Origin of the sequence: Pseudomonas plecoglossicida NBRC 103162 = DSM 15088 (assembly GCF_000730665.1) — a bacterium.
Classification (GTDB): Bacteria; Pseudomonadota; Gammaproteobacteria; order Pseudomonadales; family Pseudomonadaceae; genus Aquipseudomonas; species Aquipseudomonas plecoglossicida.
Map to the genome: position 1 here is coordinate 80,444 of NZ_BBIV01000007.1, position 18,617 is coordinate 99,060.

18 protein-coding genes, 1 tRNA gene and 1 pseudogene are annotated in these 18,617 nt (G+C 62.2%); 8 read left to right on the forward strand and 12 right to left on the reverse strand.

Annotation, left to right across the window (positions count from 1 at the left end):
* The first annotated feature begins 342 nt into the window (after positions 1 to 342).
* Complete coding sequence (gene phnN, locus PPL01S_RS05640; RefSeq protein ID WP_028625149.1) at positions 343 to 930, forward strand: phosphonate metabolism protein/1,5-bisphosphokinase (PRPP-forming) PhnN; 588 nt, start codon at positions 343 to 345, stop codon at positions 928 to 930.
* A gap of 109 nt (positions 931 to 1,039) precedes the next feature.
* Positions 1,040 to 1,116, forward strand: a tRNA-Arg gene (locus tag PPL01S_RS05645).
* Positions 1,117 to 1,222: 106 nt separating this feature from the next.
* On the opposite strand, the gene PPL01S_RS05650 is transcribed toward PPL01S_RS05645, so the two are convergent.
* Both PPL01S_RS05650 and PPL01S_RS05655 read right to left on the reverse strand, forming a co-directional pair.
* Positions 1,223 to 2,194 carry an endonuclease gene (locus PPL01S_RS05650; RefSeq protein WP_016393875.1) on the reverse strand — a complete coding sequence of 324 codons (972 nt, stop codon included), beginning with the start codon at positions 2,192 to 2,194 and terminating at the stop codon, positions 1,223 to 1,225.
* 89 nt (positions 2,195 to 2,283) lie between these two features.
* Positions 2,284 to 2,520, reverse strand: coding sequence for an AzlD domain-containing protein (locus PPL01S_RS05655; protein WP_244212848.1), 237 nt, complete (start codon positions 2,518 to 2,520; stop codon positions 2,284 to 2,286).
* A gap of 97 nt (positions 2,521 to 2,617) precedes the next feature.
* Between PPL01S_RS05655 and PPL01S_RS25610 the strand changes: the two are divergent.
* A pseudogene (locus PPL01S_RS25610) lies at positions 2,618 to 2,974 on the forward strand (PAS domain-containing protein); the annotation flags it as partial.
* Between the two features lie 244 nt (positions 2,975 to 3,218).
* On the opposite strand, the gene lpdA reads toward PPL01S_RS25610, so the two are convergent.
* From lpdA to PPL01S_RS05680, 4 genes are read right to left on the reverse strand one after another with little or no spacing between them, the layout of a single operon-like run.
* Entirely contained in the window at positions 3,219 to 4,598 is a 1,380-nt protein-coding gene (gene lpdA, locus PPL01S_RS05665) for a dihydrolipoyl dehydrogenase (protein ID WP_016393872.1), read from the reverse strand.
* A 2-nt stretch (positions 4,599 to 4,600) separates the two neighbouring features.
* Positions 4,601 to 5,875 carry a dihydrolipoamide acetyltransferase family protein gene (locus PPL01S_RS05670; protein WP_016393871.1) on the reverse strand — a complete coding sequence of 425 codons (1,275 nt, stop codon included), beginning with the start codon at positions 5,873 to 5,875 and terminating at the stop codon, positions 4,601 to 4,603.
* The gene (locus tag PPL01S_RS05675; RefSeq protein ID WP_016393870.1) at positions 5,876 to 6,934 is read right to left on the reverse strand and encodes an alpha-ketoacid dehydrogenase subunit beta; all 1,059 of its coding nucleotides are present in this window, start codon (positions 6,932 to 6,934) and stop codon (positions 5,876 to 5,878) included.
* A gap of 1 nt (position 6,935) precedes the next feature.
* A complete protein-coding gene (locus tag PPL01S_RS05680; RefSeq protein WP_016393869.1) occupies positions 6,936 to 8,168 on the reverse strand; it encodes a 3-methyl-2-oxobutanoate dehydrogenase (2-methylpropanoyl-transferring) subunit alpha in 1,233 nt (410 codons plus the stop codon).
* 197 nt (positions 8,169 to 8,365) lie between these two features.
* Between PPL01S_RS05680 and bkdR the strand changes: the two genes are divergently transcribed.
* From bkdR to PPL01S_RS05695, 3 genes are all read left to right on the forward strand, one after another.
* Positions 8,366 to 8,851, forward strand: a complete 486-nt coding sequence (gene bkdR / locus PPL01S_RS05685) for a Bkd operon transcriptional regulator BkdR (RefSeq protein ID WP_012315571.1) — start codon at positions 8,366 to 8,368, stop codon at positions 8,849 to 8,851.
* Positions 8,852 to 9,071: 220 nt separating this feature from the next.
* A complete protein-coding gene (locus PPL01S_RS05690; RefSeq protein WP_171817234.1) occupies positions 9,072 to 10,313 on the forward strand; it encodes a glutamine synthetase family protein in 1,242 nt (413 codons plus the stop codon).
* Between the two features lie 127 nt (positions 10,314 to 10,440).
* Positions 10,441 to 11,787 carry an MFS transporter gene (locus tag PPL01S_RS05695; protein ID WP_016393867.1) on the forward strand — a complete coding sequence of 449 codons (1,347 nt, stop codon included), beginning with the start codon at positions 10,441 to 10,443 and terminating at the stop codon, positions 11,785 to 11,787.
* A 103-nt stretch (positions 11,788 to 11,890) separates the two neighbouring features.
* On the opposite strand, the gene PPL01S_RS05700 is transcribed toward PPL01S_RS05695, so the two are convergent.
* From PPL01S_RS05700 to flgA, 4 genes are all read right to left on the reverse strand, one after another.
* Entirely contained in the window at positions 11,891 to 12,634 is a 744-nt protein-coding gene (locus PPL01S_RS05700; RefSeq protein ID WP_016393866.1) for a flagellar brake protein, read from the reverse strand.
* Positions 12,635 to 12,714: 80 nt separating this feature from the next.
* Positions 12,715 to 13,182: a flagella synthesis protein FlgN gene (locus PPL01S_RS05705; RefSeq protein WP_016393865.1), complete on the reverse strand. Its 468-nt coding sequence runs from the start codon at positions 13,180 to 13,182 to the stop codon at positions 12,715 to 12,717.
* Positions 13,183 to 13,231: 49 nt separating this feature from the next.
* Positions 13,232 to 13,540, reverse strand: coding sequence for a flagellar biosynthesis anti-sigma factor FlgM (flgM, locus tag PPL01S_RS05710; RefSeq protein ID WP_016393864.1), 309 nt, complete (start codon positions 13,538 to 13,540; stop codon positions 13,232 to 13,234).
* 151 nt (positions 13,541 to 13,691) lie between these two features.
* Entirely contained in the window at positions 13,692 to 14,444 is a 753-nt protein-coding gene (gene flgA / locus PPL01S_RS05715) for a flagellar basal body P-ring formation chaperone FlgA (protein ID WP_028625147.1), read from the reverse strand.
* A 79-nt stretch (positions 14,445 to 14,523) separates the two neighbouring features.
* Here flgA and PPL01S_RS05720 point away from each other — a divergent pair, with 79 nt between their 5' ends.
* Positions 14,524 to 15,453: a chemotaxis protein CheV gene (locus PPL01S_RS05720; protein WP_016393862.1), complete on the forward strand. Its 930-nt coding sequence runs from the start codon at positions 14,524 to 14,526 to the stop codon at positions 15,451 to 15,453.
* 50 nt (positions 15,454 to 15,503) lie between these two features.
* A complete protein-coding gene (cheR, locus tag PPL01S_RS05725; protein ID WP_016393861.1) occupies positions 15,504 to 16,331 on the forward strand; it encodes a protein-glutamate O-methyltransferase CheR in 828 nt (275 codons plus the stop codon).
* Positions 16,332 to 16,408: 77 nt separating this feature from the next.
* Here cheR and PPL01S_RS05730 read toward each other — a convergent pair whose 3' ends face one another.
* Together PPL01S_RS05730 and PPL01S_RS05735 are read right to left on the reverse strand one after the other, a co-directional pair.
* The gene (locus tag PPL01S_RS05730; RefSeq protein WP_028625146.1) at positions 16,409 to 17,020 is read right to left on the reverse strand and encodes a GAD-like domain-containing protein; all 612 of its coding nucleotides are present in this window, start codon (positions 17,018 to 17,020) and stop codon (positions 16,409 to 16,411) included.
* A 17-nt stretch (positions 17,021 to 17,037) separates the two neighbouring features.
* The gene (locus tag PPL01S_RS05735; RefSeq protein WP_028625145.1) at positions 17,038 to 18,378 is read right to left on the reverse strand and encodes a DUF6861 domain-containing protein; all 1,341 of its coding nucleotides are present in this window, start codon (positions 18,376 to 18,378) and stop codon (positions 17,038 to 17,040) included.
* Positions 18,379 to 18,617 lie beyond the last annotated feature (239 nt).

Genomic DNA, 18,617 nt, shown 5'->3' on the forward strand with positions numbered 1-18,617 from the left:
AAATTGACCGGTTTTTGGTTCAGGGGAGGCGGTTCTCAAATTGGCCGCACGGGATGGAGGTACGACCGTGGCAGCAACAAAATGTTCAACCGACAAGAAAATTTGGTGCTCATCTTGCCTCATGGCTGCCGTTTCCTTGGCGTCAATTCTGTGACAAATAGTGAGCCGGATAAAGGCTTTTTGCCAGTACCAATTATCAGAAATGAGTACTGGTTTGAAAAGTTTTACACGTTCCAGTTCACCACGGCGTCAGCCCCTTGCCGTCAAAAACCCGTAAAACGCAGCAAAGGGTAGAGAAAACGCCTAAAATGCGCGCGTTTCCTTCCATAGAGCATAGTGGCTATGCAATATGACGCAAGCGCCCACGATAATGCCTCAGGCCGCCTGATATTTCTGATAGGACCCTCGGGTTCGGGAAAAGATTCCCTGATCGATCAGGCCCGTGAACAACTGGCGGCGGCGGGGGTGGAAATTGCTAGCCGGGTGATCACCCGCTCCGCAGAAGCCAAGGGAGAAGCGGCCCATGCCGTCACGCCTGAGCGATTCGAGGCGATGCTCAAGGCGGGGGAATTTGCGATGCATTGGCGGGCCAATGGCTTGGATTACGGCATCCCGACGCAGGTAGACCACTGGCTGGCGCAAGGGCGCTCTGTGCTGGTCAATGGTTCTCGTGGCTATCTGCCCCAGGCGCGCCTGCGCTACCCGGACTTGCTGGCCGTATGCCTGGTGGTGAAGCCCGAGGTCTTGCGTGATCGCTTGCTCGCAAGAGGGCGGGAGACGCCTCAGGAAATCGAGGAGCGCCTGGCGCGCAACGCCAGGATGCAGCTCGATCAGGATTCGACGGTGCACCTGTTGGACAACTCGGGATCGTTGCCTGCCGCTGTGGATGCACTGGTCCAGCTGCTGCGTGATGAAAAGCTGATCGTGTGACGGCCTGAAAAATCCTACATGCAAAAAGCCCGATTGAGGCTGACAAACGGCAGCCCGCTGGTTAACATGCTCGCCGTCCTGCTGTGCAACATTCGTTGCCGGTTCTTGCGTCTCAGTAGCTCAATTGGATAGAGCATCCCCCTCCTAAGGGGAAGGTTGGCAGTTCGAACCTGCCCTGGGACGCCATTCATTCAAGTCAGTACCATTCCATAGATCAGACCTGCCGTCAGTTCACCGGTTGCCAAAAGCCACCGCCAGTGTCGGACGGTGGCAGGCGTCGAGCCCAGGTTCGTTACTTGCAGTTGCCCGCCTTGCGATAGCCGGCAGCCTGTGCTTGCGCTTCGCTGTCGAAGGCTACCTGGTTCTTTTGCGAGACCTGGGCGTAGCCGGGGCAGCCACTGGCGAGGTGGTACACATGGCTATTGCGGTTGCCGATGATCGCACCGTCTATCGATGCGCTTGCCAGGGTCGGGCGGGCCTCGGTCTTCGCTGGCGTTTTCGGCGTTGGGGCCGTCACGACGTCTGTGCTGCCCACAGGCTTGTAGCCAAGGGTCCAGGTGCGCTCACCGGTGACGAACGGGTTGGAGTGCCCCATGATTCTGGCGATCCGTTGATCACGTTCCCTTTCCCAGGCAGACACCGGATGCTGCTTGTCCCAGGCCATGAGCAACTGTTGCTGCTGGCGCGACATGCTCAGTCGGTAGCGGTCGAACATGTAGAACGTGGTGCGTGCCACCAGCCCCTTCACCTCGTCACGCGGCTCTGCGGCTTTCTGCTGGAAATCCACCTTGGTCGTGCATTGGCCGTATTGGGGGGCAATGCCTGAGACCATGCCGTAATTGAAGTTGCTGCGATCCCCGTTCACCTCGCCCACGGAAGGGTAAAGATTGAACAGGTCGGCTTCCATGGCGCGGAAGGTGGGGTCCGTGTCGACGCATTGTTCGCGCCCGCCGTTCTGCCAGCACTGGCGCTGATGGCCAAAGGTCCAGGCCGGGACGATGTGCTCCCACTCCGTGCGTTCGGCGCGGGTTTTCAGCTTGCGGGTTTCATACCCGCAGGACGCGAGGTCGACGCGGCCACCGGACTTGCCGACCCAGGTCCACTTGCAGCCGCAGTACAGGTCGCCCATGGCGCTGTTGGCCTGGTCCAGATAGACCTTCTGCTTGGCGATGACCTTGGCTTCGGTGAATGTCGCGGGAGGGGTGGCGAAGGCGCTGGGGATGGCGGCGAGGGCGAGGGTTACGACGTACAGCAGTTTCTTCATGAGAAAACAATCATCGGAGAGTGGGCGCGGGATTATACGGTCTACCGATGATGAATGAGGAAACGTCCCACGAACTTCAATTCATGCGCCTATAGCAACCAGTGCTTGAATGCCCACAGCGTCGCCATCCCGACCGCCAGGGTCAGCAAGGTGCTGCGCGTGCGCCAGGCAACCACGCCGGCAACGATCGCTGCCGGGATCTGCGGATTGCTCCAGGCGAACCCGGCCTGTGGGTCCTGCAGCACCACGGCCGGCAACACCAGCGCGGCCAGTACGCTGGCTGGCACATACACCAGTAGGTGCGGAGCCAACGCAGCGCTGTACATCAGGAAGCGCAAATTGATCACCAGTGCGGTGGCGATCATGGTCAGGGGCAGCGGGGCCCAGGGTTCTCCCAGTACTCGATCGCGGTGCAGCGGGAAACTGCTCGGCTATCCCAACCGTTCGATGGGCAACACCGTGCTGACCTGGGAAGGCGTGATCCACCCTGAGGATCATCCACGGGTGAAGGCGCAGTTCCAGGCGTACATCGATCGGCGCGCCGAGCGTTACCAGGTCGAATACCGTTGCCTTTGCCACGATGGCAGCTATCTCTGGGTCGAAGACCGCGGCTATATCATCGACCGTAACGAAGACGGCTCGGTGGCACGCATGCTCGGTGCGCAGCGCAATATCGACGCGGGCAAGCGTGAGGTGGTCGAGTTGCAACAGAGGAATCAGTCGTTGGAAGCCCTGGTGGCCGAGCCCACCCGCGAACTGTCGTGGGCCAATCAGCAGTTGCACGGCGATGTACCGGGCAAAGGGCGCTGGCAAGGATACGATCAGCGAGTGATGCGACCCTTGGTGCTTCGTGCAGGCAGTTCGGGCCTCATCGCCGGCAAGCCGGCTCCTACAGGATTTTTGCCATCTCTGTGGAAGCCGGCTTGCCGGCGATGAGGTCGGGGCAGGCAAAAGAGGGCTGAAAAAAAGACCCGCGATGCCCTTCAGGCACCGCGAGCCAAAATCGGCCACAGCCGCTTCAGTGTCAGATATGCAAAGCGTGTCCCAGCGCGCGTAGTGCTGCTTCCTGTACCGCCTCACCCAGCGTCGGATGGGCATGAATGGTGCCGGCCACATCTTCCAGCCGCGCGCCCATTTCCAGCGATTGGGCGAAGGCCGTGGACAGCTCGGAAACCGCGACCCCCACCGCCTGCCAGCCCACGATCAAGTGGTTGTCCCGCCGCGCCACCACCCGCACGAAGCCGCTTTTCGACTCCAGGCTCATGGCCCGTCCATTGGCGGCGAACGGGAACTGCGCAACGATGCAATCCAGGCCTTGCTGGCTGGCCTGCTCGGGCGTCTGGCCAACCACCACCACTTCGGGGTCGGTGAAGCACACCGCTGCGATGGCGCTCGGCTCGAAGCGCCGCGCCTTGCCGGCAATGATTTCCGCGACCATCTCGCCTTGGGCCATGGCCCGGTGGGCCAACATCGGTTCGCCGGCGACGTCGCCGATGGCCCAGACGTTGCGCATGCTGGTCTGGCAACGCTCATCGATGGCGATGGCGGCGCCGTTCATCTTCAGGTCCAGGCATTCCAGGTTGAAGCCATGGGTGCGCGGCCTGCGGCCAACGGCCACCAGCACCTGGTCGGCGTCCAGGCGCAATTGCCTGCCCTGGCCATCGCGGGCCAGCAAACTGCCGTCGGCGTAGCCTTCGACGCTATGCCCCAAGTGCAGGGCGATGCCGAGTTTCTTCAACGACTCGGCCACCGGCGCGGTGAGCTCGCTGTCATAGGTCGGCAGGATGCGCTCGCGCGCTTCCACCACGCTGACCTGGGCGCCCAGCTTGCGGTAGGCGATGCCCAGCTCCAGACCGATGTAGCCACCGCCCACCACTACCAGGTGCTTGGGCAAGGCCTTGGGTGCCAGTGCTTCGGTGGATGAAATGATCGGTCCGCCCAGCGGCAGCATCGGCAGTTCCACACTGTTCGAGCCGGTGGCCAGCAGCAGGTGTTCGCACTGGATGCGCTGACCGTCGACGTCGACGTGCTTGCCGTCGAGGATCTTCGCCCAGCCGTGGATGACCTTGACCCCATGCTTTTTCAACAGCGCGGCCACGCCGGTGGTCAGGCGGTCGACGATGCCGTCTTTCCACGCCACGCTGCGGCCGATGTCCAGGTGCGGCGAGGAGACGCTGATACCCAGTTCGGACTCGCCGCTGTAGCGCGAGGTCTGGTGGAACTGCTCGGCCACATGGATCAGCGCCTTGGACGGAATGCAGCCGATGTTCAGGCAGGTGCCGCCCAGCGCCTGGCCTTCGACCAGCACGGTGGGGATGCCCAGTTGCCCGGCACGGATGGCGGCCACGTAGCCGCCGGGGCCGCCGCCGATGATTAGCAGGGTGGTGTCGATTGTCTGGTGCATGCTCACTCCACGAACAGGCAGGCGGGTTGTTCAAGCAGGCCACGTACGGCCTGGATGAACAGCGCGGCATCCATGCCATCGACCACCCGGTGGTCGAACGAGCTGGACAGGTTCATCATCTTGCGAATCACGATCTGGCCATCGATCACCATCGGCCTCTCGACCATGCGGTTGACACCGACGATCGCCACTTCCGGGGTGTTGACCACCGGCGTGCTGACGATGCCGCCCAACGCCCCGAGGCTGGTCAGGGTGATGGTCGAGCCGGACAGCTCCTCGCGGCTGGCCTTGTTGTTGCGCGCGGCATTCGCCAGGCGGGAAATCTCGCCGGCGTTGCCCCACAGGCTGCCGGCTTCGGCATGGCGCAGCACCGGCACCATCAGGCCGTTGTCACCCTGGGTGGCGATACCCACGTGCACCGCGCCGTGGCGGGTGATGACCTGGGCTTCGTCGTCATAGGTGGCGTTGATCTGCGGGAAGTCGCGCAAGGCAACGACCAGGGCGCGCACCAGGAACGGCAGCAGGGTCAGTTTGCCGCGGCTGTCGCCGTGCTTGCTGTTGAGCTGCTGGCGCAGGGCTTCGAGTGCAGTGACGTCGATTTCCTCGACATAACTGAAGTGCGCCACGCGGCGCTTGGCATCCTGCATGCGCTGGGCGATCTTGCGGCGCAGGCCGATCACCTGCACCTGCTCGCTGTCGGTACGCTTGGCGTAGCCGCTCGGTGCCTGGCCCGCCGCGCTCTGCGGCTTGCTCATGAAGGCGTCGAGGTCTTCGTGCAGAATCCGCCCGGCCGGGCCGCTGCCATGCACGTAGCGCAGTTCGATACCGGCATCCAGGGCGCGCTTGCGCACGGCCGGGGAGGCCAGTGGTTTCTCGTTGGCCTGGCGCGGCACGATCGGCGCGGCGGCGTACGCAGTCGTACTCGGCTGGCTGGCCACCGGTTGCGTTTCGACGCGCGGTTGCGGCTTGGCGGCGACCGGGGCGGCCTGCGGCTCCACCGGTTTGGCCTGCGGCACATCCACATGGTTGCCGCTGCCTTCCACCTCGATACGGATCAGCTCGCTGCCGACCGCCATCACTTCGCCTGGCTGGCCACCCAGGGCCAGCACCTTGCCGCTGACCGGCGAAGGGATCTCAACCGTGGCCTTGTCGGTCATGACATCGGCCACCACCTGGTCCTCGGCGATCATATCGCCGACCTTGACGAACCACTCCACCAGCTCGACCTGCGCGATGCCTTCGCCAATGTCCGGCATCTTGATGACGTGCGTGCCCATTCAGACCTCCATGACCCGTTTCAATGCCGCACCTACCCGCGATGGGCCTGGGAAGTACGCCCATTCCTGTGCATGCGGGTAAGGGGTGTCCCAGCCGGTGACGCGCTCGATCGGTGCTTCGAGGTGATGGAAGCAATGCTCCTGCACCAGCGACACCAGTTCGGCACCGAAACCGCAGGTGCGGGTGGCCTCATGGACCACGACGCAGCGGCCGGTCTTCTTCACCGACTCGACGATGGTTTCCAGGTCAAGCGGCCACAGGCTGCGCAGGTCGATGACTTCGGCATCGACGCCGGTTTCCTCGGCGGCCACCTGGGCCACGTAGACCGTGGTGCCGTAGGTCAGCACGGTGACGTCATTGCCGGGGCGGGTAATTGCCGCCTTGTCCAGCGGCACGGTGTAGTAGCCGTCCGGTACCGCGCTCTGCGGGTGCTTGGACCACGGTGTGACGGGGCGGTCGTGGTGGCCATCGAACGGGCCGTTGTACAGGCGCTTGGGCTCCAGGAAGATCACCGGGTCGTCGCATTCGATCGAGGCGATCAGCAGGCCCTTGGCGTCATACGGGTTGGACGGCATCACCGTGCGCAAGCCGCACACCTGGGTGAACATCGCCTCAGGGCTCTGGCTGTGGGTCTGGCCGCCATAGATGCCGCCACCGCAGGGCATGCGCAGGGTCAGCGGAGAGATGAACTCGCCGGCCGAGCGATAGCGCAGGCGCGCCATCTCCGAGACGATCTGGTCGGAGGCCGGGTAGAAGTAGTCGGCGAACTGGATCTCCACCACCGGCCGCAGGCCATAGGCGCCCATGCCCACCGCGGTACCGACGATGCCGCTCTCGGAGATCGGCGCGTCGAACACCCGCGATTTGCCGTACTTGTTCTGCAAGCCTTCGGTGCAGCGGAACACGCCGCCGAAGTAGCCGACGTCCTGGCCGTAGATCACCACATCGTCGTCGCGCTCGAGCATCACATCCATGGCCGAGCGCAGGGCCTGGATCATGGTCATGGTGGTGGTTGCCATGGCGGTTTCCGGTTTGATGCTGTTGTTGTGGTCGTTCATCTCAAACCCCCAGTTCCTGGCGCTGACGGCGCAGGTGGTCGGGCATTTCCTTGTACACGTCCTCGAACATCGAGGCCGCGCTCGGGATATGCCCGTTGGCCAGGGTGCCGTACTGTTCGGCTTCCTTCTGCGCGGCGATGACCGCGGCCTCGAACTCGGCGGTGACCGCCTGGTGTTCTTCCTCGGACCACTGGCCGATGTTGATCAGGTGCTGCTTCAGGCGGGCGATCGGGTCGCCCAGCGGGAAGTGGCTCCAGTCGTCGGCGGGGCGGTACTTGGACGGATCGTCCGAGGTCGAGTGCGGGCCGGCGCGGTAGGTGACCCACTCGATCAGGCAAGGGCCCAGGCCACGGCGAGCGCGCTCGGCGGCCCAGCGCGAGGCGGCGTACACGGCGACGAAATCGTTGCCGTCGACGCGCAGGGAGGCGATGCCACAACCCACGCCACGACCGGCGAAGGTGGTCGATTCACCGCCAGCGATAGCCTGGAAGGTGGAGATTGCCCACTGGTTGTTGACCACGTTGAGGATCACCGGCGCGCGGTAGACGTGGGCGAAGGTCAGTGCGGTGTGGAAGTCGGACTCTGCGGTGGCGCCGTCGCCGATCCAGGCCGAGGCGATCTTGGTATCGCCCTTGATCGCCGAGGCCATGGCCCAGCCGACTGCCTGCACGAACTGGGTCGCCAGGTTGCCGCTGATGGTGAAGAAGCCGGCCTCGCGCACCGAATACATGATCGGCAGCTGGCGCCCCTTGAGCGGGTCGCGCTCGTTGGACAGCAACTGGCAGATCATCTCCACCAGCGACACGTCGCGGGCCATCAGGATGCTCTGCTGGCGATAGGTGGGGAAGCACATGTCGCTGCGGTTCAGCGCCAGCGCCTGGGCGCTGCCGATGGCTTCCTCGCCCAGGCTCTGCATGTAGAAGGACATTTTCTTCTGGCGCTGGGCAACCACCATGCGGCTGTCGAAGATGCGCGTCTTGAGCATGGCGCGCATGCCTTGGCGCAGGATCTGCGGGTCGATGTCCGCGGCCCAGGGGCCCAGGGCATTGCCGTGCTCGTCGAGCACGCGGACCAGGCTGTTGGACAGGTCGGCGGTGTCGGCAGCGTCGACATCGATCGGGGGTTTGCGAACTTGACCTGCATCGTTCAGACGCAGGTAGGAGAAATCGGTCTGGCAGCCTGGCCGGCCGGTAGGCTCGGGCACATGCAAACGCAGGGGGGCGTACTCGTTCATGCTTTTTACGCTCGCTCGGGTTTTGTTTTTGTGAGCTCTGAAGCGGTCGCCGCTGAGTACCGGCTCGTGACTGGCAGGTCAGCGTCAATTACATAGTAGAGACAGACCGGGAGAATTTTTCTCTCAAGTTGATTGCCTTTGGCGCGCACTGAAGATAAACATTCTGAATAAACACAAAAAACCGGTGAATTTGTCTCATGCGCAAACTCGATCGTACCGATATCGGCATCCTCAACAGCCTGCAGGACAACGCCCGCATCACCAACGCGGAGCTGGCGCGTTCGGTCAACCTGTCGCCCACGCCCTGTTTCAACCGGGTCAAGGCCATGGAGGAACTGGGCGTGATTCGCCAGCAGGTGACCCTGCTCTCGCCTGAAGTGCTGGGGCTGGATGTCAATGTGTTCATCCATGTCAGCCTGGAGAAGCAGGTGGAGCAGGCGCTGCACCGCTTCGAGGAAGAGATTGCCGAGCGGCCCGAGGTGATGGAGTGCTACCTGATGACGGGGGACCCGGACTACCTGTTGCGCGTGCTGTTGCCGAGCATTCAGGCGCTGGAGCGGTTTCTCGATTACCTGACGCGGTTGCCGGGGGTGGCCAATATCCGTTCGAGCTTTGCCTTGAAACAGGTGCGGTACAAGACGGCGTTGCCGTTGCCTTCGAATGGGATGACTTTGCGGGAATAGGTGTCGTGGTTGCTGGCCTCATCGCCGGCTTGCCGGCGATGAGGCCAGTGAGCTGCTTGATATTTTAAACACCCCCAGCCTATGTTGTTGCCAGCCGATAACAACAAGGACAAGCGTCATGACCACCGCCGCCCCACGATCCCTTGCCGATCACCTCAAGGGTATCGACCAGATCGAATGCGTCACCCCCGACCTCAATGGCGTGCCCCGTGGCAAGGTAATGACTGCCGAAGGCTTCCTCGAAGGCCGCCGTCTGCAGATGGCGCGCGGCGTGTTGCTGCAATGCATCATGGGCGGCTATCCGCCGGCGCGCTTCTACGGCAGCGATGATGGTGACCTGGCCCTGGTGGCAGAGCCTGCGCAAATCCACCGACTGCCGTGGAACGAGCAAGGGCTGGCCCTGGCCATCTGTGATGCCGTCGAGCTCGATGGCAGTCCTTCGGCATTATCCACCCGTGGCCAGCTCAAGGCCGTGATCGCCCGGTATGCGGCCCTTGGCCTGGCGCCGGTGGTGGCGACGGAGCTGGAGTTCTTTGTCTTCGCACCCAACAGCGACCCGCACCAGCCGTTCCAGCCGCCTCTGGGCAAGGACGGGCGCCGCGAGCTCGGCCACTCGGCCTTCAGTGTCAGCTCCAACAGCGGCCTGCGACCGTTCTTCCAGGAGGTTTACCAGTGCATGGCGGCACTCGGCCTGCCGCGCGATACCTTCATGCACGAGATGGGCGTCAGCCAGTTCGAGATCAACCTGCTGCACGGTGACCCGCTGCTGCTGGCCGACCAGGCGTTCCTGTTCAAGCACCTGCTCAAGGAAGTGGCGCTCAAGCATGGCCTGATCGTGGTATGCATGGCCAAACCGCTGGCGCACACGCCGGGCAGCTCCATGCACATCCACCAGAGCCTGGTCGATATCGCCAGCGGGCAAAACGTGTTCAACGACGAACAAGGGCAGGCGACCGACACCTTCCATCACTTCATCGGCGGCCTGCAGGCGTGCCTGGCCGATTTCACCGCGCTGTTCGCCCCCAACGTCAATTCGTATCAGCGCCTGTGCCACCCCTACGCCTCGCCGAATAATGCCTGCTGGTCGCACGACAACCGTGCCGCCGGGCTGCGCATACCCGCCAGTGCCCCGGCGGCAAGGCGTGTGGAAAACCGCTTGCCGGGTGCCGACGCCAACCCTTACCTGGCGATCGCCGCCAGCCTGGCTGCCGGCCTGCACGGCATCGAGCAGCGCCTGCAACCCGCGCCAGCCATCCAGGGCGAGTTCGAGGTGCCCGAACCACTGAGCCTGCCCTGCACCTTGCACGCCGCGCTGGAGCGCCTGAAGCGCAGTGCCCTGGCCAGGCAATTGTTCGGCAGCGAGTTCATCGATGGCTACGTGGCCAGCAAGACCCTGGAGCTGTCTGATTTCTTCGACGAGATCACGCCTTGGGAGCGGCGGGTACTGGCGGCGCAGGCCTGATCGCGACACGAGCGCCACTGGACACGCCTCAGGCCAAGTATTTCAGCGCAGGGGGCCTGCGCCGCGGCGCATTTGCTCTTATGCTTGCCAGGTCAACGCCACCTGACCAGGGAGTTCGAGGGGAAGTATGCGAAACATCTGGAAGCCCTTTCAGTCGCTGTATTTCGCTGCCTTGATGATGCTGATCGGCTCGGGCCTGCTCAGTACCTACCTGGCACTGCGCCTGGCGGCCGACCACGTCGACAGCTTGTGGGTCGGTGCGCTGATGGCGGCCAACTACTTCGGCCTCGCCGTGGGCGGCAAGGTCGGTCACCGGCTCATCGGCCGGGTAGGGCACATCCGCGCCTATGCCACCTGCGCCGGCATCGTCGGCGCCGCAGTGCTTGGCCATGGCTTGACCAGCTGGCTGCCGGCCTGGGTCGGGCTGCGGATGATCGTCGGCCTGGGGATGATGTGCCAGTACATGGTCATCGAGAGCTGGCTGAACGAGCAGGCCGATGCCAAGCACCGGGGCGCAGTGTTCAGCGGCTACATGATCGCCTCCTACCTGGGGCTGGTGCTCGGCCAACTGATCCTGGTGGTGCATCCACAGCTTGGCCCTGAGTTGCTGATGCTGGTCGCGATGTGCTTCGCCCTGTGCCTGGTGCCGGTGGCGATGACCCGGCGCATCCACCCGGCCCCCCTGCGCCCGGCGCCCATGGAACCGAAGTTTTTCATCAAGCGGGTGCCGCAGTCGCTCAGCACGGTGCTGGGCTCGGGGTTGATCGTCGGCTCGTTCTACGGCCTGGCGCCGCTGTATGCCTCAAGCCAAGGGCTGAGCACCGAGCAGATCGGTCTGTTCATGGGCTGCTGTATCTTCGCTGGCCTTGTGGTGCAGTGGCCGCTGGGCTGGCTGTCGGATCGCTACGATCGGGCCGTGCTGATCCGCAGCGTGGCGGGGGGCCTGGCACTGGCCTCGGCACCGCTGGCGTTCTTGCCCAGCGTGCCGCTGGAGCTGCTGTTCGGCATTGGCTTTCTGATTTCCTTGTTGCAGTTCTGCCTGTATCCGTTGGCGGTGGCGTTTTCCAATGACCATGTGGAAAGCGAGCGGCGGGTTTCGCTGACGGCCATGCTGCTGGTGACCTATGGCGTGGGCGCCTGTATCGGGCCACTGGCGGCGGGGGTGCTGATGAAGATGCTAGGGGCGCAGATGCTCTATGCCTTCTTCGCGTTCTTCGCTCTGGTGCTGGTATGGCGTATCCGGCCGAAGGCGGTTACCGGGCTGCACCAGGTGCAGGATGCGCCACTGGGCCACGTGGCGATGCCGGCGGCGGGTTCGCCGTTGTCGGCTGCGCTCGACCCACGGGTGGACGAGCAGACCGTGCAGGATGTGATGCAGACGCCGGTGGCGGCCGAGGATACCGAGGTGGAAGAGAAGGCCGCGCCGGAGGAGGACGCAGAGGCTGCGGATTCGGTCGAGATGAACAGGAACTAGGTTGCCTGCACCGGCCCTGTTGCCGGCTTGCCGGCGATAGGGCCAGCACTGGCACAACAAAAAACGCCACCCAATGGGTGGCGTTGTTGCACTCGGCAGGCGATCAATAGTCGTCTTTGTCGAACCGCCGCGCTTCACGCTGCAGCTGGTACACGAAGCTCTCGATCTTGCGCTGGGCCTGGCCACTGAGGTTGTGGAAGCGCACGCCGGCGAAGGTGGTATTGATCCGCTCTTCGTAATGCAGGTGGCGCAGTTCCACCATGCAATCCACCAGCCCCAGAGGGTTGCCCGCCTTGAAGCGCTCGTACACCTGGCCCAGTTGCAGGCGCTCTTCGACATTGCCCTCGAAGCGCAGCTTGCAACCGGTGGCCGAGATGTCCAGCAGCTTGCCGCGCAGGGCACCATTGCCCTTGAGGTGGCTGCCGTCGAGGATGATGTCCACCAGTTGCGACAGTTTCAGCGCGGCGCGGAAGGCATTGCGGCGCTGGTGATAGGTCATTTCTTCCGGCATGGCACCGCGGTAGGAGCGGTGGCCGTCGACCTCGGTGATCCTCAGCGAGTGATTGCATTCCCAGGCGATACGCACGCCATCATGGAAGCCCTCGACGCGGAACGCTTCACCGTTCTCGATGAACTTCTCGCCGTCGCGCGGGATCATTTCGTCCAGTGCCAGGGTATTGCTCTCGCGGTCCACGTGCACCACATAGCTCTGGAACCGCTGGCTACGCTCGTGGAAGGTGATGATCAAGGGATCATGGCTGTCCTGCAGCTGGCGCAGGTTGGCGGTGATCTCCAGAGGAGTGTTCAGCACCTTTGGCGGCTGCGGGGCATCGGTTTCATTGAACACGGGTTATCAATCTCCAGGCAAAAACGGCACACGCAAGTAATGGCATTTTGCCAGTATGTTCCGTGCCTTGATAGAAATAATCACACTTGGCTGAGCGCCCGGGGCTTGGCCAGTGGCGAAGTGGCGCCGCGGCTGTCGTAGAGAGATGGAGAATCGCCGCCCATGAGGATTCTGACCTGGTTGGCCGTGACGTGCTGCTGTACCTGGATGATCCGGCCATTGGTCTCGTTGACCTTCTGGCAGGTGTCCATCAGCTGCGTGAGCACGTTCAGCTGCTGCATGATCACTTCGCCGTTGGGCGACTGCGCGGCCACTGCCTGCACCCCGGCACGATCCGCGCTGAGGCCGAGGCTGGTGAGCAGGTTGTTGCGGCGCAAGCCTTGCTGTTCGAGCAGGACGATCAGCGATTGCTTGCGCGCGAGGATACCCTCCAGCGGCGCGAGGTCACGACTGTGCAGGGCCACGGCCTCGTTTTGCAGGAGGTCGAGCAGTTCCTGGGTCGGGGCGATGTCGTCTTCGATCAGTTGCAGCAAAGTGATGTCGTGCATGGCTAACTCTTGGCTTTTCTAGCGTCCGTGAAGTCAGCGCGCCGAACGGTCAGCGCTGAGCTTCGAAATCGAGCAGTTTGCTGGCGACCCGGCCGGCATCGACCTGGTAGCTGCCATCGGCGATCGCCTGCTTCAACTGCGCCACGCGGGCACTGTCGACAACGGGCTGGTCGCGCAGCTTGTCGTTGATCTTCTGCAACTGCTGTGCCTCCTGGCTGAGGTGTACCGCCTCTCCGCTGGCGCTTTTCGTCGCCTCTGCAGGCGCGCCGGCCTTTTCGGCGCTGCTCGGGGCGGCCGTGCCGCGAACGCCGCCGGTGACCGACGGAGAGTTATTCAAACGACTGAAGTCGATGACCATGATCAGAAACCTCTGGGTAATTGGACGCTTGCCTTGTTTTCGGCCAACCCGAAAGAAACTTTAGGCACAAATGCTCAGCCGCCTGTCGGCAAGCCCGCGAACCCGTTTCCGCCACAGTTTAGAAAAACCTCCCGCGCACCGCCAGCGTAATCTACATGGCCACCTCGACCTGCCCAGGGCCGATGACCCGGGCCTTGACCACCCGTTGCGAATTGAGATTGCGCACGCGAATCTGCTCGCCCTGGCCACCCTTGGCCAGCGCCTCGCCGGGCATGCGCACGCTGAGGCTGCCGCTGCGGGCGGTGATGACCACGTGGTCGCCCTTGCGCACCACTTCGGCCTGTTCCAGGTGCTGCGGCGTGAGCACCTGGTCGATCACCGTGGAGCGCACCATCTTCATGCCCACCGCCTGGTCCAGCTCGCTGAGAAAGCCCTGGGTCAGGGTGCCGACATCACGTTCGCGCATGGCCACGTCGTTTTCGCCAATCACGTTGTCGCGCCTGAGCGGGCGGGTCACCACCACCACGTCGCGAAACAGCCGCACCGTCGCCGGTACGAACAACGTCCAGGGTGCGCTGCCATCGCAACGCACCCGCACGGTCACCCGGCCCAGTGGCTGCGACGGACTTTCCAGGGAGGCGTCCAGCTGCTGGCTGCACAGCGGCATGCGCAGGCGTGGGTCGAGCGGGCTGACCTGGATTTCGTAGCGCCCGGGCGTCTGGGTGGTGGCCAGGTAATCCTCGACGGCGAATTCAAGAAACCCTTGGGTGATGCCGATAAGTTGTTCAGGCAAGGTAACGGCGTCCGCGAGCGTGCGAGCGCCCGGTGCCAGCAGGCAGAGGGCGGCCAGCGAGCCGCTCAGCAGCTGCGTCAGTTGTCGGAAAGTTGTCGTTTTCGTGTACATGGCGCTCAAAAAAGCAAAGCCCGTGCCGACTCGCTGGTCGAGTGGTTATCCAACAGGCAGAAAACAGAAGGAGTCAGGCATGGCGGGGATAATGGATTCAGTCAACCAGCGCACCCAGCTGGTTGGGCAGAATCGCCTGGAATTGCTGCTGTTTCGCCTCAATGGCCAACAGCTCTACGGCATCAACGTGTTCAAGGTGCGCGAAGTGCTGCAGTGCCCTGAACTGACCGTGCTGCCCAAGTCGCACCCGGTGGTGCGCGGCGTGGCCAACATACGCGGGGCGACCATCCCGATCCTCGACCTGTCGATGGCCACCGGCCTGCCAGGGTTGCAGGAAGAGACGCGCAACAGTTTCGTGATCATCACCGAATACAACACCAAGACCCAGGGCTTTCTGGTGCATTCGGTCGAGCGCATCGTCAACATGAACTGGGAAGAGATCCAACCGCCACCCAAGGGCACTGGCCGCGGCCACTACCTGACCGCGGTCACCCGGGTGGACAACCGTATGATCGAGATCATCGACGTGGAGAAGGTGCTGGCCGAGGTGGCGCCGTCTTCCGAGCAGGTGTCCGCCGGTGTGGTGGATGCCGAGGTGCAGGACAAGGCCGTGCTGTTGCGGGTGCTGACCGTCGACGATTCGTCGGTGGCGCGCAAGCAGGTCAGCCGCTGCCTGCAGACGGTGGGCGTGGAAGTGGTGGCGCTCAACGACGGCCGCCAGGCCCTGGACTACCTGCGCAAGCTGGTGGACGAGGGCAAGCGGCCGGAAGAAGAGTTCCTGATGATGATCTCGGACATTGAAATGCCAGAAATGGATGGCTATACGCTGACCGCGGAGATCCGCAGCGACCCGCGTATGCAAAAATTGCACATCTGCCTGCATACTTCCCTGTCCGGGGTATTCAACCAGGCGATGGTCAAGAAGGTCGGTGCCGATGGTTTCCTGGCCAAGTTCAGGCCGGACGACCTGGCCCAGCGCGTGGTCGACCGGATCAAGGCAGCGCATTGAAGCAGCCGGGACAGGCTCCCGGCACCATTGATTGGAAAGAGGCGGCAGTAGTGTCTACGGGTAATTTGGAGTTCGAACAGTTCCGGGGCTTCCTGGAGAAAGCCTGTGGCATCCTGCTGGGGGAGAATAAGCAGTACCTGGTTTCCAGCCGTCTCAACAAGCTGATGGAGCAACAGGGCATCAAGAGCCTGGGCGAGCTGGTGCAGCGCATCCAGACCCAGCCGCGTGGCGGTTTGCGCGAGTTGGTGGTCGACGCCATGACCACCAACGAAACCCTGTGGTTTCGCGATACCTATCCGTTCGAAGTGCTGAAGAACAAAGTCATCCCTGAGTTCATCAGGAACAATCCCGGCCAGCGCCTGCGCATGTGGTCGGCGGCGTGCTCGTCGGGTCAGGAGCCGTATTCCATTTCCATGGCCATCGACGAGTTCGAGCGCAGCAACCTTGGCCAGCTGAAGATGGGCGCGCAGATCGTCGCCACCGACCTGTCGGGCTCGATGCTGAACAACTGCAAGACCGGCGAGTACGACAGCCTGGCAATCGCCCGCGGCTTGTCCCAGGAGCGTCTGCAGCGCTACTTCGACACCAAGGCGCCGGGGCGTTGGGCAGTGAAGCCGGCGATTCGCAGCCGGGTCGAGTTCCGCTCGTTCAACCTGCTCGACAGCTATGCGGCGCTGGGCAAGTTCGACATCGTGTTCTGCCGCAATGTACTGATCTACTTCTCGGCGCAGGTGAAGAAGGACATTCTGTTGCGGATTCACAGCACCTTGAAGCCGGGCGGGTATCTGTTCCTGGGGGCGTCCGAGGCGCTCAATGGGTTGCCGGACCATTACCAGATGGTGCAGTGCAGCCCGGGGATCATCTACCAGGCCAAGTAGGGTTTTTAAAATGAGCCGAGGGCAGCGATGCAGCCCTCGGCTCATTTTTCGTGGGGCATTCCGGAATATTCTTTCGGTTAAAAGTCCGAAAAGCTGTAGGGCTCAAGGGGCGCAATCTGGGATAAAAAAATGAGGTGCTCTTGAGCTTTTACCTTTTCAACATGGTCAAGCCTGGCTGTTCCTCCAAGCGGCAAGGCGGGAACAAAAGCATACATTTCATCGTGCTTAACTATGCCGAGTCTTTTCTTTATAGGCTCAAACATATCGTCAAAGTCATCAGTTTCTCGATCGCGCATCGCAAAGAAGTTTTGTACATGCCGATCCATGTTGGCGATTTTCCTGTCTTTTCCTATGTAGCTTGACAGGTAGCCAATGATTTTCAGTGAAAACCCGGTTTGCTCTCCAAAAAAATAAAGATCGCCAAAAGCGCTTCGTGCAATCAAATGGTATGTGTCTCTAGCGGCAAGCGCAGTACCCTCAATCCATGAGGCCGCCACTCCTTCGTAATCCTGCGGGTTAACAGTCCAAAATAGTCCGTCAGCATACCCACACCAGCCATGTTCTGCCCAGTATTCAAGCAATTGATTTGGTAGTCTATTTTTGTAACGTTCTAGACTTGACGGTGGAACTTCCTGTCGGTATGCAGGTTGTCCCATTGATTCAGTAAATATGGAGAATGCTTCGTCCATCGAGATTCCACCTTAAGTCAACATTTGTGCAGTTTTACGTTCATGAGGGCTGAGTGGTCATCTGGGGCCATTCGCTCAGCGGCATTTTTCATGCCTTCTAACTTGCTCTTCCATTGAGGCCCAATAGTGGAGTTTACTTGCCTGTCGCCAAAGTCCGAAATGAGATCCTTGCCGCCGGCGCTTAGGTCCGGATTGTGCAGCGCGGCGAGGGTTGCAATTGTCTCCTTTGCTTGCTTTGTAGCCTCTCTCTTGGCTTCGGCCGGACTCATTACCTGTGATAGCTCTTCCTGAATCCTCTCTTCCAAATCTTTTTGCAGTTCCCTGCGAGCCTTTCGTGCAACGCCTGGATCTCGCTTTACTGGATTGACAACATTCTCCAGAAACTCTTTGACTGTCAGCCGGTTCAGCCCATCCTGCTGCCCTTTCAGCTGCCGTTCAAACTCACCATGCTTGGAGGTCGGCAATTTGTCCGCTTTGAAGCACGGCACCGTATGCAGAGGCATGCTACCGGGCTTGCCCTTCGAAGGCTCCTTGTCTTTCCCTGCAGGCCGATTCGGCTGCTGAGGCTGCGCATCATCCACCGCCCCCTTGCGCCGCTCCGGCACCTGCAAGTCAGACCGCTTCTTCAACCCCTCCTCATGCTTGAGCATCCATTGCCCCAGCCGTGCTCCCTTGCTGCTGGCCGCCATCTCCTGCGCCAGTACCCGAGCATCGCCACGCCCCCGCGTGAGGTACGAGACGATCGCCCCCAACAACAGCACCACCACTTCCACATGCCCCAAGGCAATCTGGTGAGCAGCACGGGAGACCGTATCCGGGTGCTCCTGGCTGAACGGGTCGAGGCCATCGCTGCGCGTCCCTTCCCAGGCGATACGGATGCCATCGAGGTAGTACTCGCCGATGCGCGGCAGGCCTTCGACGAAGAACTCGGCGATGGAGGCAAGCCCCAGCGCGCCAAGGATCCAGCCACTGACCTTTAGGCCCATCGCCGCGCCAGCACCGGCGAAGGGAATGGCCCCCGCACCGCCAGCAAACGCCCCGAACCCGGCGCCGATGGCGCCGCCGGTGAGGGTGCTGGCGGCGACGATCATCGCCATGTCCCTCACCACCCTCAGCAGGTCATCGACGATGCTGGCGATCTCAAGCTCGGCAAAGCGTTGGCGCAGCATGACGCTGGCTTGCCACTCGGCCTGGTTGAAGGCCGAGCGCACCGCCTTGACCCGGTTCAGGTTGAGTGAAAGCGAGGGGGCGGCCTGGTTGAGGTGATCGATAAAATGGGCGCCTCCTTGATAGCCCATTGCGTCAATGATGCGTGATTCGATCTCGAACCAAGACGGCACGAGGTAATCCAGATACATGAGGTGTCTCCCTGACAGCGTGTGCAGGGGGAAATCACACCACATATCAATTTAGGAATTTTCCGCAATGCCTGTGGGATATTTCCTAAATTTCGGCAAATAAGACTGAAGATCGTCGATTTAGAGAATTGGCCGCGGCCTTGGGTGCGTGGGGTCGCGTTGCGGCGGCCTTGAGATCGAGCGCCGCCCGCGCGGCGCATCGCGAGCTCTGCTCGCTCCTACAGTTGTTGAAACGTACC

What these genes read in the sequence shown, in the direction of transcription:
- phnN (WP_028625149.1), top strand. Translation starts at nt 343, where the DNA reads ATGCAATATGACGCAAGCGCCCACGATAATGCCTCAGGCCGCCTGATA.
- PPL01S_RS05650 (WP_016393875.1), bottom strand. Translation starts at nt 2,194, where the DNA reads ATGAAGAAACTGCTGTACGTCGTAACCCTCGCCCTCGCCGCCATCCCC.
- PPL01S_RS05655 (WP_244212848.1), bottom strand. Translation starts at nt 2,520, where the DNA reads ATGTACAGCGCTGCGTTGGCTCCGCACCTACTGGTGTATGTGCCAGCC.
- lpdA (WP_016393872.1), bottom strand. Translation starts at nt 4,598, where the DNA reads ATGCACCAGACAATCGACACCACCCTGCTAATCATCGGCGGCGGCCCC.
- PPL01S_RS05670 (WP_016393871.1), bottom strand. Translation starts at nt 5,875, where the DNA reads ATGGGCACGCACGTCATCAAGATGCCGGACATTGGCGAAGGCATCGCG.
- PPL01S_RS05675 (WP_016393870.1), bottom strand. Translation starts at nt 6,934, where the DNA reads ATGAACGACCACAACAACAGCATCAAACCGGAAACCGCCATGGCAACC.
- PPL01S_RS05680 (WP_016393869.1), bottom strand. Translation starts at nt 8,168, where the DNA reads ATGAACGAGTACGCCCCCCTGCGTTTGCATGTGCCCGAGCCTACCGGC.
- bkdR (WP_012315571.1), top strand. Translation starts at nt 8,366, where the DNA reads ATGCGCAAACTCGATCGTACCGATATCGGCATCCTCAACAGCCTGCAG.
- PPL01S_RS05690 (WP_171817234.1), top strand. Translation starts at nt 9,072, where the DNA reads ATGACTGCCGAAGGCTTCCTCGAAGGCCGCCGTCTGCAGATGGCGCGC.
- PPL01S_RS05695 (WP_016393867.1), top strand. Translation starts at nt 10,441, where the DNA reads ATGCGAAACATCTGGAAGCCCTTTCAGTCGCTGTATTTCGCTGCCTTG.
- PPL01S_RS05705 (WP_016393865.1), bottom strand. Translation starts at nt 13,182, where the DNA reads ATGCACGACATCACTTTGCTGCAACTGATCGAAGACGACATCGCCCCG.
- flgM (WP_016393864.1), bottom strand. Translation starts at nt 13,540, where the DNA reads ATGGTCATCGACTTCAGTCGTTTGAATAACTCTCCGTCGGTCACCGGC.
- flgA (WP_028625147.1), bottom strand. Translation starts at nt 14,444, where the DNA reads ATGTACACGAAAACGACAACTTTCCGACAACTGACGCAGCTGCTGAGC.
- PPL01S_RS05720 (WP_016393862.1), top strand. Translation starts at nt 14,524, where the DNA reads ATGGCGGGGATAATGGATTCAGTCAACCAGCGCACCCAGCTGGTTGGG.
- PPL01S_RS05730 (WP_028625146.1), bottom strand. Translation starts at nt 17,020, where the DNA reads ATGGACGAAGCATTCTCCATATTTACTGAATCAATGGGACAACCTGCA.
- PPL01S_RS05735 (WP_028625145.1), bottom strand. Translation starts at nt 18,378, where the DNA reads ATGTATCTGGATTACCTCGTGCCGTCTTGGTTCGAGATCGAATCACGC.